This window comes from Neorhizobium sp. T25_27, assembly GCF_002968565.1.
Lineage (GTDB): Bacteria > Pseudomonadota > Alphaproteobacteria > Rhizobiales > Rhizobiaceae > Neorhizobium > Neorhizobium tomejilense.
In genome coordinates, this window is sequence record NZ_PVBJ01000010.1 from 56,772 (window position 1) to 72,309 (window position 15,538).

The 15,538-nt window shown below is 62.2% G+C and carries 12 protein-coding genes and 2 pseudogenes; 2 read left to right on the forward strand and 12 right to left on the reverse strand.

Features of this window, described 5'->3' with window-relative positions:
- Positions 1–719: 719 nt before the first annotated feature.
- Together C5J24_RS23920 and C5J24_RS23925 are read right to left on the reverse strand one after the other, a co-directional pair.
- On the reverse strand, positions 720–1,598 hold the full coding sequence (locus C5J24_RS23920; protein WP_105401700.1) for an MBL fold metallo-hydrolase: 879 nt from the start codon (positions 1,596–1,598) through the stop codon (positions 720–722).
- Entirely contained in the window at positions 1,591–3,090 is a 1,500-nt protein-coding gene (locus C5J24_RS23925) for an aminotransferase class V-fold PLP-dependent enzyme (protein ID WP_105401701.1), read from the reverse strand. The genes C5J24_RS23920 and C5J24_RS23925 overlap by 8 nt, the downstream gene beginning before the upstream one ends.
- 98 nt (positions 3,091–3,188) lie before the next feature.
- Here C5J24_RS23925 and C5J24_RS23930 point away from each other — a divergent pair, with 98 nt between their 5' ends.
- Complete coding sequence (locus C5J24_RS23930; protein WP_105401702.1) at positions 3,189–3,671, forward strand: Lrp/AsnC family transcriptional regulator; 483 nt, start codon at positions 3,189–3,191, stop codon at positions 3,669–3,671.
- A gap of 246 nt (positions 3,672–3,917) precedes the next feature.
- Entirely contained in the window at positions 3,918–5,792 is a 1,875-nt protein-coding gene (locus tag C5J24_RS23935; protein WP_105421470.1) for a methyl-accepting chemotaxis protein, read from the forward strand.
- A gap of 147 nt (positions 5,793–5,939) precedes the next feature.
- Here the strand turns inward: C5J24_RS23935 and C5J24_RS23940 are convergent.
- The 10 genes and pseudogenes from C5J24_RS23940 to C5J24_RS23985 form a co-directional block, all read right to left on the reverse strand.
- Positions 5,940–6,341 (reverse strand): annotated as a pseudogene (locus tag C5J24_RS23940) (IS6 family transposase); the annotation flags it as partial.
- A gap of 345 nt (positions 6,342–6,686) precedes the next feature.
- Complete coding sequence (locus C5J24_RS23945) at positions 6,687–7,088, reverse strand: type II toxin-antitoxin system VapC family toxin (protein WP_105401704.1); 402 nt, start codon at positions 7,086–7,088, stop codon at positions 6,687–6,689.
- Positions 7,088–7,324 (reverse strand): antitoxin, encoded by a 237-nt coding sequence (locus C5J24_RS23950; protein ID WP_105401705.1) that lies wholly within the window; start codon positions 7,322–7,324, stop codon positions 7,088–7,090. The genes C5J24_RS23945 and C5J24_RS23950 overlap by 1 nt, the downstream gene beginning before the upstream one ends.
- A gap of 397 nt (positions 7,325–7,721) precedes the next feature.
- Positions 7,722–8,425, reverse strand: a pseudogene (locus tag C5J24_RS23955) (IS6 family transposase).
- A gap of 145 nt (positions 8,426–8,570) precedes the next feature.
- Complete coding sequence (locus tag C5J24_RS23960; RefSeq protein WP_105401706.1) at positions 8,571–10,127, reverse strand: flotillin family protein; 1,557 nt, start codon at positions 10,125–10,127, stop codon at positions 8,571–8,573.
- Between the two features lie 23 nt (positions 10,128–10,150).
- A complete protein-coding gene (locus C5J24_RS23965; RefSeq protein WP_105401707.1) occupies positions 10,151–11,629 on the reverse strand; it encodes an aldehyde dehydrogenase family protein in 1,479 nt (492 codons plus the stop codon).
- Between the two features lie 12 nt (positions 11,630–11,641).
- Positions 11,642–12,985: an ABC transporter ATP-binding protein gene (locus C5J24_RS32730; RefSeq protein WP_105421472.1), complete on the reverse strand. Its 1,344-nt coding sequence runs from the start codon at positions 12,983–12,985 to the stop codon at positions 11,642–11,644.
- Positions 12,978–13,709: an ABC transporter ATP-binding protein gene (locus C5J24_RS23975; protein WP_046606564.1), complete on the reverse strand. Its 732-nt coding sequence runs from the start codon at positions 13,707–13,709 to the stop codon at positions 12,978–12,980. Before C5J24_RS23975 ends, C5J24_RS32730 begins: the two co-directional genes overlap by 8 nt.
- Complete coding sequence (locus C5J24_RS23980) at positions 13,706–14,647, reverse strand: branched-chain amino acid ABC transporter permease (RefSeq protein ID WP_105421474.1); 942 nt, start codon at positions 14,645–14,647, stop codon at positions 13,706–13,708. Before C5J24_RS23980 ends, C5J24_RS23975 begins: the two co-directional genes overlap by 4 nt.
- A complete protein-coding gene (locus C5J24_RS23985; protein ID WP_105421476.1) occupies positions 14,644–15,510 on the reverse strand; it encodes a branched-chain amino acid ABC transporter permease in 867 nt (288 codons plus the stop codon). Before C5J24_RS23985 ends, C5J24_RS23980 begins: the two co-directional genes overlap by 4 nt.
- Positions 15,511–15,538: the final 28 nt, after the last annotated feature.

Here is a 15,538-nt window from a genome sequence, read left to right on the forward strand (position 1 = left end):
TCGCGGATCCCGCCGTCGGCCATTCGGCGGTCGGCGCGGGAGGGATCTGGCGATGAAAGGGGCCGCGTCCGACAGGCTGCCTCAGCGATCGAGCCGGGCGATGGCTGGGCCAGGCTTCTTTCCCGATGACCCCATGGACGAGATGAGCGCCGGCGATTTTAAGCAACGGGCTCGATCTGCGAACTGAGGTCCAGAAACACCACTTTGGTCGTCAAGGGACGGCGGGACGGCTCTCGCGCCAGGGATAGCAGTCTCCGTTTGGGCAAGCGACCGCGTCGGTGCTCGCATGGGTGAAGCGCCCGAATGAAACGTCGCCAAGTCTTTAGGTCCGCTATCGCCGCGTGCGGATCCCTGGATGCCGCAGGATCTTCCGGACTCATTTTAAACGGCGGCGGGCAGGGGAGGGGTGGTTAAACTCGCTTGGGACGATCGAGGTTGGAACTGCCACAAATCATTATGACGTTTGGGTTAGCGATAGTTCGACGAATCGAAATTTCATCCGCATAGTGCCTTTCCAGGATGAGATCGGATCCAAAGGCATCGACGGATTGCGATGTGGCCTCCGCGGAGGCGGCGGAGCCTTCCAAAACGATAAATTTTCGGTCGACACATCGTGCGGTTTCTCTAGCCAATTTTGCCAGAAACCGCACTCTCCCGGTCTATCCCACCTGAACTCGCTGCCAACCGTACCGCTGGCACTCAGACGGATCGTCCTGTACTCAGGACCAGGCGCAGCCTTGAAACGCACCGATGGGCAGCTTCAGGTATCGCATGCCGTTGGCTTCCGGTTCCGGAAGCCGGCCGCCATTGATGTTGATCTGCAGCGCGTGCAGGATCAGTTTCGGCATCGGCAGGGTGCGATCCCGCTTTTCGCGGATGGCGACGAACGCGTCCTTGTCGGAAGACTGCTTGAGATGGATGTTCTCCGTTCTCTGGCGCTCCACCGTGCTTTCCCACTGCGGCTGCCGGCCGCCGGGCTGATAGTCGTGTCCGACGAAAATCCGCGTATCTCCCGGCAGTGCCAGGATGGCCTGAATGCTGGACCACAGCGCACTTGCGCTGCCGCCGGGAAAATCCGTGCGGGCCGTGCCGCCGTCCGGCATGAACAGCGTGTCATGCACGAATGCTGCGTCGCCGGCGACATAGGTGATCGACGCAAGCGTATGGCCGGGCGAATGCATGACGTCGACCTCGATCTCGCCGATGGAAAACGTTTCTCCATCGGAGAACAGGCGGTCCCACTGGCTGCCGTCGACAGGCAGGTTTGTCCAATTGTAGATCTGCGCCCAGATTTTCTGGACATCGATCACGTGAGCGCCGATGGCCATCGGCGCGCCGGTCACGCCTTTCAGGTAGGCGGCCGCGGAAAAATGGTCGGCATGCGGATGAGTGTCGAGGATCCACTGCAGGCGCAGGTCGTGCCGGCGGACATGGTCCAGCAGGGCATCAGCGTTATGGGTCGCCGTCGAACCCGACTTCTCATCGAAATCGAGAACCGGATCGATGACGGCGCAGGCCCTGGTTTGCGGGTCGCTCACCACGTACTGGATCGAACAGGTACGCGGATCGAAGAACGCGGCGACGTCAGGTCTATGCATAACGAGCCTCCCGAAGGTCCGGCGTGCGCGGAGAAAAGATCGCCCGTGCGGGATCGAATGTATAAAACTCGGTATAGGAAGCCGCATCTCGCGCCAACTGTGCGACAGATTGAAGGATGAACTGGACTTTCTCGTCCGAAAGCAGAACGCTCAGATTGAGCCGTGTGAAGCCCGGCTTCTCGATCTCGTTGCCGCTCAGGATTGCCTGCCTGATCCGCTCCGACGTCTCGGGATCGATCGACAGCAGCCGGTGCACATACGGACCTGCGCAGGCGCAGCCCCCGCGGGCCTGAATGCCGAACCGGTCGCTGAGCATGCGGGTGACCAATTGCTGATGAACGTAGCCGCCCTGGCCGTCCCTGATGCGAAACGAGAATATCGGCAGCCGCGCCATCGCGGCGGAGCCCAGAAGTTCGATCTGCGGCACGTCCTGCCAGGCGGCGAGCGCCCTTTGCGTGAAGATGTCGTTCAGCCGGCGGATTTCCTCCAAGCCGATCGCATGCTTGACGAGGAAGACCAGTGCCGCCCGGATGTCGCCGACGACGTTGGGCGTTCCGGCTTCTTCGCGGGCTTCCAGGCTGTCGCTGTAATCGTGGCAGGTGGGCGATACGAATTTGACGGTGCCGCCGCCCGGCCAGGACGGCTTGTTGGTGACGACGGCGTCATGCCGCACGATCAGGACGCCGGAGGCGCCCGGTCCGCCGAGGAACTTGTGCGGCGATACCACGATCGCGTCGATCTCGGCGCCTTGCTCCGGCGTCATCGAGATCGGCATGTAGGGGCCGGCGCCGGCATAGTCCCAGACGATCTTGGCGCCCGCCTGTTTCGCAAGCCTGGTGACGGCGGCAACGTCGGTCGAGATCCCGGTTATGTTCGATGCGGCCGAAAACGAGCAGATTGTCAGGTCGGCAGCGGTGCCCTGAAGGGCCTCGTCCAGAAGGACAAGATCCGGGCCGCCGCCGCTGCCTTCGGAAATTTCGACAATCTCAGCGCCACTCTCGCGCCAGGGCAGGATGTTCGAATGATGCTCGTAGGGTCCGACGATCACGCAAACCCGCCGACCGGCAGCGATCGCATCGGTAATGCCCAGCAGGTTGACGAGCCGATTGAGGCCCGCAGTCGCGCCGGATCCCGCAAAAATGGCGGCATGCCGGCTGTCTGCTCCGCAGCATTCTTTGATGACCGACCGCGCCTCACGCCGCAAGCGGGTCATCATTCCCCCGCAATAGGAGGCCTCCGTATGGCTGTTGGCGTAATAGGGCAGGACCTCGTCGAGAACAAACTGCTCGACCTGCCTGAGCGCCCGTCCCGAGGCGACGTAGTCGGCATAAACGAGATCCTTCAAGCCGAACGGCCCGTCGACCTTCGCCTTCGAACCGATCAATCCGTCTTTCAACGCGGTGATCCGATCGGCGACTTCGAGGCTGCTTTTGAACTTGCCAAGAACGGTGACGAGTTCCTTTGATGGATTGAGATCGGCCTGTTCACGCATCGTCGGTTCTCCAGACAGCAATTGACAGCGATTATAATCTCGACCACCGTCTGAAACCTTCACCTATTTTTCAGGCAACAAGCGGAAATGCGGGTCACATGATCGATAAATCTGTCAGTTTTGATCATATCGATCTGAAAATCCTGACCTGCCTCCAGCGCAACGCCGCACTCTCGCAACGGGATCTGGCCGAGCAGGTGGGACTTTCGCAAAATGCCTGCTGGCGCCGGCTGCAGCGGCTCCAGTCAAGCGGCGTGGTGGGCGGTTCCCGCGCCGAGGTCGATCTCGAGATGCTGGGCTTTGACCTGACGGTCATCGTGATGATCCGGACCCGTCACCATTCCAAGGAATGGTCCGAGGATTTCCGCAAGCATGTCGACCGGCTGCCGGAAGTCATCGATTTCTATCGGATAGGCGGAGACTGGGATTATCTGATCAAGGTCGTCACCCGCGGAATTTCGGGCTACGACGCCTTCTATCAAAAGCTCATCACCAATTTCGACCTGGCGACCGTGACCGGATTTTTCGCCATGGAGGCCATCATTCGCAATCGGGCCGTGGACCTAAGCCGCCTGAGGTGAACCCACGAGGCCGGCGGCATATCCCGATCGGTCAACTCAAGCCTCTCCTGCGTTGACGCGAAATTAGGCGATATCCGCAGATTCAGCAAATGCGGGTGGGGGTTGGATGCAGCGGCGCGGTCTTCCGTTACGAAGGGGCGCGAGACGGGCAATCTATTTTAGTTAATTAGAAATTATCAATATGGTGTGACATTTTGCCCTGACGATCGAGCCGGTCGCCCCTAAGCGCCTTTGGAGAGCCGCAGCATGAACCGCCCAAGCATCAAGCAAGCCCTCGTCCTGAAGCTTTCGATTATCAGTGTGTTCATGATTGGTTTATCCTATGTCTCCCTCAGCACGATCGCGACACTCAGCGCCAATGCGGAGCAGATCGGGACCTTCTGGATACAGCGGCTGTTGACGGCCCGTGAGATAAAAGGCGATTTCCTCGATCTCAAGCTTGTCTATGCCAGCTACATCCTCGACGATACGGCGGAGGAGCAGAGTATCGGGAAGCGAAAGATCGACGCCGCTGTCGCTGCTGTCGAAAAGGTTATTGCTGACTACGAAAACGGCGTCCGGACTGAGCGCGGGAGGGAACTGATCAAGCGGATCAAGCCGGAGTTCAGCAAATACCGCGCCTCGGCTGAGCAAATGGTCGCACTTCATAAGAGCGGAAAGACACCGGAAGCGGTTCATTTATTCAAGAAGGACATGGAGTCGCAAGCCGAACTGGTGGACAAGGGGGTCACCGATCTGGTTGCGTTCATCCTCAACCAGGCTGAAGGCTTTGTGGCGGCAAGCGGTGCCTCCGCGAAGTCCGCTTTCCTGCAGACGGCGGCGATCGCCGTGCTTGCGGTGCTCATAGTTCTCGCCGGCATCGTGTTTGCGATCTCAGGCGTCGCGAATCCGATCCGAAGGATCACCTCCGCGATGAAGCAACTGTCGGACGGAGACCTTGATAGCGATATTCCTTACGCCGGGCGCGCCGACGAAGTTGGTGAAATGGCCGGTGCAGTTGAAGTTTTCCGTCACAACGCCCTCAACCTCGTCAGGCTCGAGAATGAAGCGGCAGAATCCCGCATCGAGATGGAGGCGGCGCGCGCTGCCGCCCAGCAGCGCGCAGAACGGGAGGCCGAACAATTGCGCTTCGCGACCACGACATTGGGCGGAGGTCTGCAGCGGCTTGCGGCGGGCGACATCTCATTTCAGCTTTCTGAGCAATTTGGGGCCGAATACGAGGCGCTGCGCGAGGATTTTAATGCTTCGCTCCGCCAACTGGGCACGACAATCGGCGCGGTACTCCAAACCGTACAGAGCATAGACAGTGGGACCGGTGAGATTGCATCCGGTGCTCAGGACCTTTCCAAGCGCACAGAACAACAGGCAGCCTCTCTCGAGGAGACGGCTGCAGCCTTGGATGAGATTACGTCCAATGTCGCGATGTCGACGAAACGTACCGACGAGGCACGCAATGTGGCCCTAGAAGCCAATGCCAGCGCCAAACGGTCAGCGACGGTCGTATCGGAAGCCGAGAAAGCCATGCGGCGCATCGAGGACAGTTCGCAGCAGATTTCGAACATCATCGGTGTAATTGATGAAATCGCCTTCCAGACGAACCTTTTGGCGCTCAACGCCGGTGTCGAAGCCGCCCGTGCCGGTGAGGCGGGCAAAGGTTTCGCAGTCGTCGCACAGGAAGTCCGCGAGCTTGCTCAGCGGGCTGCTCAAGCGGCCAAGGAAATCAAAGGGCTCATCCAGAAATCATCGACCGAAGTGGAAAATGGCGTGAAACTGGTTCTCGAAACCGGGACGTCGCTCAAGTCGATCGGTGAGTACGTTGTACAGATCAATCAGGTCATGGATGCGATTGCCACCTCGGCGCGCGAGCAATCGACCGGACTTGCCGAAATCAATACGGCCGTCAATCAAATGGACCAGGCGACGCAGCAGAACGCGGCGATGGTCGAGCAGTCGACAGCCGCCGTCGCTTCGTTATCCTCCGAGGCGAGCCGCCTGCGGCATCTTGTCAATCAGTTCCAATTGAAGAGCGACAATACGACCGACATCCAGCGGATTGCGCGGTCCTTGCAAACCGGCCGGCCCGTGGAGACGATCGCTCCCCGCCGCGCGAGCCAAAGATGAAGCGCGGCGGTTGTACGGGCACCACTTCGCCTTTGCCCTACAAGGGGCTTCCTGAGGCGGTGGTTCTACCCCGCGACGGGCTTCGCAACGCCACTTCCGGCCTCGACGCGGTCAGCCAAAAAGAGGTCGTCACGTTCCTGCAGGAGAACGCTTCGGCAAACATCCCTGCTTCTTCATCAGGCGGATCAGCAGGCGCTTGGCAGCCTTGGTACTGCGGCTGGTCTGAACGATCTCGTCGAGAACGTAGCCGTCCTGATCGACGGCCCGTCAGAGCCAGTGCTTGCGGCCACCGATGGTCACGACCACCTCGTCCAGATGCCAAATGTCGCCCGGGCTTGGCGGCTTGCACCGCAAGCGACCGGCATAGTCCGGGCCGAATTTCTTCGCCCAACACCGGATCGTCTCATGGGAAACGACGATGCCGCGCTCCAATAGCATTTCCTCTATCAAGCGCAGGCTCAGCGGAAATCGGAAATACAGCCAGACCGCATGGGCGATCAAAGACGGCGGGATATGATGACGCTTGTAGCTGATTGTGGATTGGATCATGATCGGCGACTACCGCCGAAACCTTCTGTACCGGTTAACCTGATATCATCGTTCAAACATAACTCAATTACCGCCTCTGTCTGACAGGGGCGGTTTTGTCGTTTGTGGCGCCCCGCCTCCCAGGACCAGAACCGCTGGCAGACCTCGGTGTCAGGCGAAATGAGAAACTGGCCCCCGCAAATCTTCACTTCGCTTGACACTCCGTGGAGCGGCAATCGGGTATCGCACTGAATCACTCGACGATCTGATCCGGGCCGCCATGGCTCGGCTGGCGCGATCGCCTCAAGGAAGCGGACCGGATCAGATCTCGATTCCTCAGAACCGCGACTAGGGTGGTGTTACGCTTCAGGCATCTAGCCAGTTCTCGGTGTTCAGCCCGGGATACGCCGCAAAGTCTCGCACATTGTTCGTAACCAGAATGGTGTTCAGCGCGATTGCATGCGAGGCGATCAACTTGTCCAAATGGTCTCTTTTCCGCTCTCGCGTCGCCATGCGAACCGGCCCATAGGCACGCGCCGCGATCATGTCGAAAGGTTCCACCGTAATCAGCATGGACAGTGCATCGAGGTTGGCGCGCTCGCGCTCCGGATCATCCGACGCGGAAACGCCATAGTCCAGCTCCGCGAAGGTAATGGCTGATATGACCACATCGCCCACATAACAACCGGCAAAGCGGCGAGCCACTTGTTCCGGCTGGTTCTTCATCAGGTAGATGCACATATTGGTATCGAGCATGTAGCGCGGCATCAGATCTGATCCCGCTCGGCCTGCTCATGGTCTTCCCTGCCGTCCTGCAGGAAGGTTGGCGAAAAACGGGCGAAGACGTCCAGAACGCCGGCGAGCGACTGGCGAACGGGTCGGATGCGTAGTTCGTCACCGACCCGTTCGATCTCCAGCTCGACATCCGTGCGATCAAAGGCCAGCTCGGCCGGGATACGGACGGCCTGCGAATTGCCGTTCTTGAAGGCTCTAGTGGTCTGCATGGCGCGCTCCTTGTATGTACGAGGATGTACTATATGCCTCAACCACCTAAATGTACATCCGACGTGTGTATTTCAACGGATCATGTCTTGTCAATTCTCGAGCCGTCGTTTGGACCCCGGCCAGATCCGTAGAAAAGTCTGGCTGGCCCGAATTCTGCTGCTTCGCACTCTCGCGAGTGACTAGGATGAGTTGCTGATGGAGCCGATGCGTCGATCATCCGGTCGCGAGTTTGTCTGGGGTTGATGGAAAAGCTGGCCTTACCGCGTTATCACCGATCGATGGTGTGCCACCGACGGTCATCAGAATCACCAAAGCGTGGGCGACATGCCGTTCGTCGTCGAGCTGGTGATGTCAGGTTAAGTCTGACAGTTGCGGATCGGGGATGCTCCGGAGTGATCAGGTCGCAATTCCGGCAACATCCTTCCAATGGGCAATCGCTGCAAGGCGATGCAGATGGATGGCGAAGGCGGAACGATTGGATCGTGCTGGACAAACAGATTTCGGACCGCAGAAAAGATGCTGACGAAACGTTGCAGCGCGCCCGGCGAACGGAACCGCTGCATCACTGGCTCCCGCTTCCGCAAAGGAAGATGGGAGTTCTCGGCGCGATTGTTCAGCCCCTTATGTGATCGATGCTCCCCGGCAGGTATGATCTGACGCCGCACGGCGCCATAAGAACCAAGCCTGTCGGTGACAATACACTTCGGCAAACATCCCTGCTTCTTCATCAGGCGGATCAGCAGGCGCTTGGCAGCCTTGGTACTGCGGCTGGTCTGAACGATCTCGTCGAGAACGTAGCCGTCCTGATCGACGGCCCGTCAGAGCCAGTGCTTGCGGCCACCGATGGTCACGACCACCTCGTCCAGATGCCAAATGTCGCCCGGGCTTGGCGGCTTGCACCGCAAGCGACCGGCATAGTCCGGGCCGAATTTCTTCGCCCAACACCGGATCGTCTCATGGGAAACGACGATGCCGCGCTCCAATAGCATTTCCTCTATCAAGCGCAGGCTCAGCGGAAATCGGAAATACAGCCAGACCGCATGGGCGATCAAAGACGGCGGGATATGATGACGCTTGTAGCTGATTGTGGATTGGATCATGACCGGCGACTATCGCCGAAACCTTCTGTACCGGTTAACCTGATATCATCACCGTGTGAGGTCGTCGGTCACGGCACCATCAGAGATGCCCGTGGCCGATCGACGCCGTTTCCCACGAATCCCTCGATTGGCTTGAACGTCTTTCTCAGCTCTTGCGCGGCTCCTCGGGGACAAGGCTTTCCAGGTTCAGGCCAAGCGCATCACCGAGCCTCTTCATGGTCGGCAGGGTCACGGCCATATCGAGGATCGAGCTGACGGTCTGGTCGACGGGGGAGGGCATGCGTTCGCCGGCCTCGCCTGAGCGGCCAAGGCCGGTGATGTGGTTGATCGAGATGCCCTTGATCTTCTCGGCCGGCTTGACCATCTCGCCGATGATAGCGGGCAGGGCGGCGAGCCGCGCCTTTTCCATCTCCATGGCCGCCAGTTCCGGCGAGCGGGTGTTTTCCGCCTCGATCCGGGCGGCCTCGCCGTCGGCCTCGGCCTTCTTCTGGATGCGCAGCGTGTCGGCCTCCTCCCGGCGGATCAGGCCGCGGGTCTTGGCGGCGATCTGGTCGCTTTCGGAAGTGATGCGCACGCGTGTCGCCTGCGCTTGCGCATCCTGTTCGGCCGCCAGCAGCGCCAGCCGCTTGCGGCGCTCGGCCTCTGCCACCTGGCGCACCGTCTCGAGATTTTCCTCCGCGGTGATCACGGCCGCGCGCGCGTCCGCCGCCTCTGCCTTGGCCTGGCTTTCCTCCTGGCTCTTTGCCGAAATCAGGATGGAGCGATCCTGCTCGGCGATTTCCAGCGCACGCGCCTGATTGATCTCGGCCTCGCGGATGATCTGTTCGCGGGCGATAGAGGCGGACTGGATGGCGCGTTCCATGCCGATGCGGGCTTCCGCCGCCGCGGTCTCGGCCTCCGCCTTGCGGCGGGCGACTTCCGTCAGTTGCTGTGCCAGCAGCAGTTCGATCTCCTGGGTCTGTTGAATTTCGGCGCGACGCTGTTCCAGCTCGATTTCCAGCTTGCGGCGGTTGGAATCCACCTCGGCGCGGCGCACGCTGACCTGGCTCTCGCCCTCGATCTCGGCCCGCTCCTTCTTTGACTTGGCAATCACCTCGGCGAGCTTGCGCATGCCCACGGCGTTGAAGGCGTTGTTTTCGTCCAGAGCCGAGAAGGGCGTCTGGTCGAACGAGGTCAGCGAGACGCTGTCCAGTTGCAGGCCGTATTTGGAAAGAGTGCCCGAGAGGGCTTCATGCACCTGTCGCACGAACTCCCCGCGGTTTTCATGCAGTTCGTCCATGGTCATCTGGGCGGCGACTGCGCGCAATGCATCCACCATCATCCCGTCAACGAGGGACTTGAGCTGATCGGCCTGGAAGGTGCGCCGGCCCAGCGTCTGCGAGGCCCGCACCACCGCGGCTTTTTCCGGAACGACCGAAGTGTAGAACTCGGCGCCGACATCGATGCGCATGCGGTCCTTGGTGATCAGGGCGCTGTCGCCGGTGCGCGTCACGTCCATGCGGATGGTCTGCATGTTGACGCGTCCGACCTCGTGGAAATAGGGGATCGCCAGCGTGCCGCCGTCGATCACCACCTTGCGGCCGCCGATGCCGGTGCGCACGAGGCTCACCTCATTGGTGGCCCGCTGGTAAAACAGGGCGGCCAGCACGATCAGGATGGCCGCAAGAATGAGTATGATGATGATCCAGCCCAGAGCGCTCATGGTAAAAGTCCTTTCGGTGCCGGTCAGAACTGCGGCGGGAAGTGGCGGCCGCCGCGATCGAGCGTGATCCAGCGCAGCTCGGTGAAGGCGTCGAGCGACCAGCGCCCGCCATATCGCCCGACGCCGCTGGCCTTGGTGCCGCCGAAGGGCACATGCGGCTCGTCGTTGATATTCTGGCAGTTGATGTGGCAGATGCCGGTTTCCAGCCGCTCGGCCAGCCGCAGCGCTCGCGCCTCGTCCTTCGACCACACCGCGGCGGTCAGCCCGTATTCTGTGTCGTTGTTGAGCGCTGCCGCCTCGCCATCGTCGCGGAACGGGCAGACCACGACCACAGGCCCGAAGGTCTCGTCGTGCCATATGTTCATGGAGCTGTTGACGTTCGTAAGCACGGTCGGCTCGACGAAATTCTCCCAGGCGCGGCCGCCGAGCTCCACCTTGGCGCCCTTGGCCACCGCATCGTCGATCAGTGCCTTGACGCGAAGCGCCTGGCGGGTGTTGACCAGCGGGCCGATGACATTGGAGGGATCGTTGGTATGGCCGGTCTTGAGCTTGCGGGCGCGCGCCAGGAAGCGTTCCATGAACGGTTCGTAGATCTTCTCGTGCACCAGCAGCTTTTCGGTGGACATGCAGACCTGGCCCTGGTGCATGAAGCTGCCGAAATTGGCGGCACGCGCGGCGGCGTCGAGGTCGGCATCCTCCAGCAGGATCATCGAATCCTTGCCGCCCAGCTCGACGCAGACCTTCTTGAGATAGGCGCCGCATTTGGCGGCGATCTGGCGGCCGACGGCGGTGGAGCCGGTGAAGCTGATCGCCTTGACCTTGGAATTGCCGATCATCTCGTCGCCCACCGCGCCGACGCTGTCACGCGAGCAGGTGACGACATTGAAGACGCCGGCCGGTACGCCGGCCTCCTCCAGGATCTCGGCAAAGTAGAGGCCGCCTGAATAGGGCGTGTCTTCCGAAGGCTTCAGCACGATCGTATTGCCGACGGCAAGGGCTGCGGCAAAGCCGCGCGAGGTCAGGATGCCCGGCATGTTCCAGGGGCTGATGACGCCGACCACGCCCAGCGGAAACCGGGTGGCCATCATGAACTTGTGGTGTTCGGATGGCAGCACGTCGCCGATCGACTGGTAGCAGAGCGCGGCCGCAGAACGGAACACCTCCGCCACATAGCCTGCCTCGAACATGCCTTTGCCCTTCCAGCCGCCGCCCTCGGCCATGGCCGCGGCACAGAAGTCCGCCTTGCGCTGATCCCACACGTCGGCGATCTTCAGGAGCAGGTGCGCGCGTTCGTGAAAGGCGCGGCCCGCCCAGTCGCCGAAGGCCGCCTGGGCGGCATCGATCGCCCGGCGCATGTCGGCAGCGGAGCCGTCCGGAATACGCGCATAGACGGAGTTGTCGGAGGGGTTGAGGTCTTCGAAGGTGCGGGCGGCAGGCACCCATTGCCCGCCGATGAACATGCCCCTGACGGAGGGGGTGGGGGACGTGACGACATCAAGCATAATGCAATCTCCTCAGTTGCGGTTGGGATCGTGGCGCCATGCCCGAGCGCGGGCGGCGGCTTCCTCGATCTCTTTCAGGACGGATTTCAGTCGATCCTGGCTGTTGCCCATCTCAAGGGAGGGCGAGGCCGGATAGGATGGCGGGACGGCGGTGTGGCCGCGCGGCGGCGCGGACGGCATGGCGGTGGCGTGTTCGGCCCGGCTGGCGCGGCTCGCCTCGGCGATGATGTCGCCGAGCGACAGGCCTCCGAGCAGGGCGTCCGCCGCGCCGCGCATGGCGGGGGCAGGGGATGCGACCGGACGAGGGATGGAAGCGGATCCGGCTGGTGTGGGCTGTTCCTCATCCCCCTGCCGGGACCTTCTTCCCGCCTGCGGAGAGAAGGGAGAAGCCGCGGCGTTTCCGTTCCCCCTCGCCCCGCTTGCAGGAAGAGGGTCGCCGAGCGCAGCGGAGGCGGGGTGAGGGGCGGCCGCATCCCGTCGCGCCGCCGTTGGCAGGGCAGCAAGAGCGGCGGCGGCGATATCGGCCGGTGACGCACCCGATGTCCGTGGCGGGACATGCGTGGGAGTTGTGGAGTGGGCGGGTGTGGACCCAGGCGCAGTTGGCGTCGCCGTACGCGCGCCCGGCCGTTGACCCGATGCCGAGGCCTTGCCGCCGCCCAGATAGGCGGCCTGCACCGCCGGATCGTTGCGCAGGTCCTGCGCCCGTCCCTCATGGATGATATGGCCATTCTCCAGCAGATAACCCCGGTCGGCGATGGCCAGGCTCTGCTTGGCATTCTGCTCCACGAGCAGGATGCCGATGCCGGTGTCGCGCACCACCTTCAACGCCTGGAACAGCTCCTTGCAAAGCAGGGGGGAAAGACCGAGCGAGGGCTCGTCCAGTGTCAGCAGAGCGGGGTTCGACATCATCGCGCGGCCGATCGCCACCATCTGCTGCTCGCCGCCGGACATGGTTCGCACGATCTGCCTGCTGCGCTCCTGCAGCTTGGGAAAGAGCCGCAGCACGCGCTCCAGATTGCCGGCCTCTTCGTCGCGGGCGCGGGGTGCATGGGCTCCGAGCCGCAGGTTTTCGGCGACCGAGAGATCGGCGAAGACGCCTCGGCCTTCCGGCACGAGAGCAATGCCTTCGTCGACGATCCTGTTGGCGGCAAGCCCCAGTATATCGCGACCCTGCATGGTGATCGTGCCGGTCGCGCGGCCCTCACAGATGCCGGAGACGGCCTTGAGCAGGGTGGATTTGCCGGCGCCATTGGCGCCCAGAATGACCACGATCTCGCCCCGGCCGACTTTGAGCGATGCGCCTTCCAGCGCGCGGTGCTGGCCGTAGGAGACGGACAGTCCCTTCACCTCAAGCATCGTCATCGTCTCCCAGATAGGCGCGAATCACGGCGGCGTCGGACAGGACTTCGGCGGGGGTTCCCTCGGCGATCTTGGTGCCGGCGGCCATGACGACGCAGCGGTCGCAGAGCGAGCGGATCGCATCCATCACATGTTCGACGAGGATAACCGTCCGGCCTTCGTCGCGCAGGCCGCGGATCAGGCGGATTCCCTCTTCCAGTTCGGTCGGGTTGAGACCGGCAAGCCATTCGTCCAGCAGCACGACGCCCGGCTCTCCGGCGAGCACGCGGGCCAGTTCGACGCGCTTGGTGTCGATATATGTCAGCTGCCCCACCATCATATGGCCCCGGCCGGCCAGACCCACCTTTTCCAACATGGCCTCGGCGACCGCATCCGCCTCATGGCCCCAATGGCGGCGATGGCCGAAGACTGCGCCGGCCTTGACGTTTTGCAGCACGGTCATGGAGGGCAACAGGCGCACAAGCTGGAAGGTGCGCGCCACGCCGCGCCGCGCGATATCCTGCGCGGCAAGATGCGTGATTGGTTGTCCCCGCAGGCTGATCGCCCCCGAGGTGACGGGAAAGGCGCCGGAAATCAGGTTCAGCGTGGTCGATTTTCCCGAGCCGTTCGGCCCAATCAGGCCCAGCACCTGATGTTCGGTCACGTCGAAATCCATGCGGTTGACGGCCACCAGACCGCCGAAGCGCTTGGTCACGCCGCGAAGGGATAGCAGGGCAGTCATACATAGCCCTCCGCCGATCGCATTCTCCTGGCTGCCAGGTCGATCAGCCCGACAAAGCCCTTGGGCAGCAGGTAGACGATGACGAGGAAGCAGACGCCGAGAAGCAGGGTGGTCTGGTTGGGGAACGACACGGAGATCGCCTCCCACAGGAAGGTGAAGGGGATGACGCCGACGAGCGGCCCCCACAGCCGGCCGGTTCCGCCCAGGAGCGCCATGATCACCACCTGGAAGGACAGCATCGGCGAGAAGGCGAGCGACGGCTCGATATAGACATAACGCGGAGCGAGCATGGCGCCGGTGATGGCGGCCACCGCGCCCGGCACCATGAACAGCAGGATCTTGGCGCGCGCCGTGTCGATGCCCGAATGCCGCGCAACCGCCTCGTCGTCGCCGATGATCCTGAGCGCGAAGCCCAGCCGCGAGCGGCCGATCAGCCAGCCCAGCAGCCAGACCAGTGCGGCAAGCCCCAGCAGCTGCCAGTAGATGTGCATCTCGCCGATCGAGGTCAGCACGTAGATGCCCTTGGTGCCGGAGATGTTCTGGCTCCAGGTGATGATCTGGCGCACGAATTCGGCCAGCCCGAGCGTGAAGATCACGAAGTAGACGCCGGACAGGCGCAGCGTCGCCAGGCCGACAAGGGCGGCCATGACGGCGCCGCTGAGGCCGGCAATCGGCAGCAAGGTCCAATAGGGCAGATACTGGATGCCGATGCCGGTCACATAGGTGCCGACGCCGAAAAACGCGGCACTTGCGAGCGAGATGTAATGGGTCGGCCCGGAGAACAGCGCCCAACTGGTGGCCAGCACCGTATACATGGCAATGGTGACGCCGATGCTCAGGCCATAGGCGCCTGCCGTCCAAGGGAGGCAGGCCGCAATGGCGAGCGCTATGGCGCACAGCGCCAGATTGCCCCAGTCGCGAGAGGAAAGAGCGCTCATGTGGTCGGCCTCCCGAACAGGCCCTGAGGGCGAAACAGCAGGATCACGACGAACAGCAGGTAGGCGGCTGCCAATGTCAGGCCGGGATCGATCAGGCGGGCGACGAAGGTTTCCAAGAGACCCAGCAGCAGGGCCGCAACGATCGTGCCGCGCACGTCGCCCACACCGCCCATGATGACGATCACCAGCGCCTTCAGCGTGAAAATCACGCCCGTCGAGGCATCCAGCGTCAGGAAGGTCGAGATCAGTGCGCCGCCGGTGGCCGTGACCGCGCCGCCGAGCGCAAAGGCCAGCGCCGCCGTGCGCCGGACATCGATGCCGACCAGCCGCGCGGCTTCCGGGGCAACCGAGATGGCGCGGATCGTCATGCCGGCCCGGCTGCGGTTGAGCCACAGCCACAGCAGGCCGCAGACGACGACAGCGGCCAGAAACGCCGCGACGCGATTGGCGCCGTAGGTATCGCCGAGGATATGGACGGGCTCCGAAAGATAGGAATAGCTGAAATAATCGCCGCCAAAAAAGGCCAGCATCAGGCCGACGGCCACGAAGGACAGACCGAAGGTCGTGAGGATGGAATCCACCTCCAGCTGGCCGCGCGAATTGGCGCGCTTTACCAGCGGGCGCAGGAAAATCAGGTAGATCAGCCAGTTCAGCAGAAAGGCGACCGGTGCCACGACGAACACGGTCAGCAGCGGGCTGATCTGGCTTCCGGTCCATAACCAAAAGGCGACGAACCCCCCGGCCACCAGCATTTCGCCGTTGGCGAGGTTCATGATCCGGGCCATGCCGTATTGCAGGTTCAGGCCCATGGCGATCAGCGCATAGGTTCCGCCCAGCAGTAGCCCTGTTATGAATATGTCCATGCCATTCCCCGGCTTGAAAGATGCCCCG

Excerpts from the sequence above, each read along its gene's own strand:
- C5J24_RS23920 (WP_105401700.1), bottom strand. The coding sequence starts at position 1,598 with ATGCATAGACCTGACGTCGCCGCGTTCTTCGATCCGCGTACCTGTTCG.
- C5J24_RS23925 (WP_105401701.1), bottom strand. The coding sequence starts at position 3,090 with ATGCGTGAACAGGCCGATCTCAATCCATCAAAGGAACTCGTCACCGTT.
- C5J24_RS23930 (WP_105401702.1), top strand. The coding sequence starts at position 3,189 with ATGATCGATAAATCTGTCAGTTTTGATCATATCGATCTGAAAATCCTG.
- C5J24_RS23935 (WP_105421470.1), top strand. The coding sequence starts at position 3,918 with ATGAACCGCCCAAGCATCAAGCAAGCCCTCGTCCTGAAGCTTTCGATT.
- C5J24_RS23945 (WP_105401704.1), bottom strand. The coding sequence starts at position 7,088 with ATGCCGCGCTACATGCTCGATACCAATATGTGCATCTACCTGATGAAG.
- C5J24_RS23950 (WP_105401705.1), bottom strand. The coding sequence starts at position 7,324 with ATGCAGACCACTAGAGCCTTCAAGAACGGCAATTCGCAGGCCGTCCGT.
- C5J24_RS23960 (WP_105401706.1), bottom strand. The coding sequence starts at position 10,127 with ATGAGCGCTCTGGGCTGGATCATCATCATACTCATTCTTGCGGCCATC.
- C5J24_RS23965 (WP_105401707.1), bottom strand. The coding sequence starts at position 11,629 with ATGCTTGATGTCGTCACGTCCCCCACCCCCTCCGTCAGGGGCATGTTC.
- C5J24_RS32730 (WP_105421472.1), bottom strand. The coding sequence starts at position 12,985 with ATGCTTGAGGTGAAGGGACTGTCCGTCTCCTACGGCCAGCACCGCGCG.
- C5J24_RS23975 (WP_046606564.1), bottom strand. The coding sequence starts at position 13,709 with ATGACTGCCCTGCTATCCCTTCGCGGCGTGACCAAGCGCTTCGGCGGT.
- C5J24_RS23980 (WP_105421474.1), bottom strand. The coding sequence starts at position 14,647 with ATGAGCGCTCTTTCCTCTCGCGACTGGGGCAATCTGGCGCTGTGCGCC.
- C5J24_RS23985 (WP_105421476.1), bottom strand. The coding sequence starts at position 15,510 with ATGGACATATTCATAACAGGGCTACTGCTGGGCGGAACCTATGCGCTG.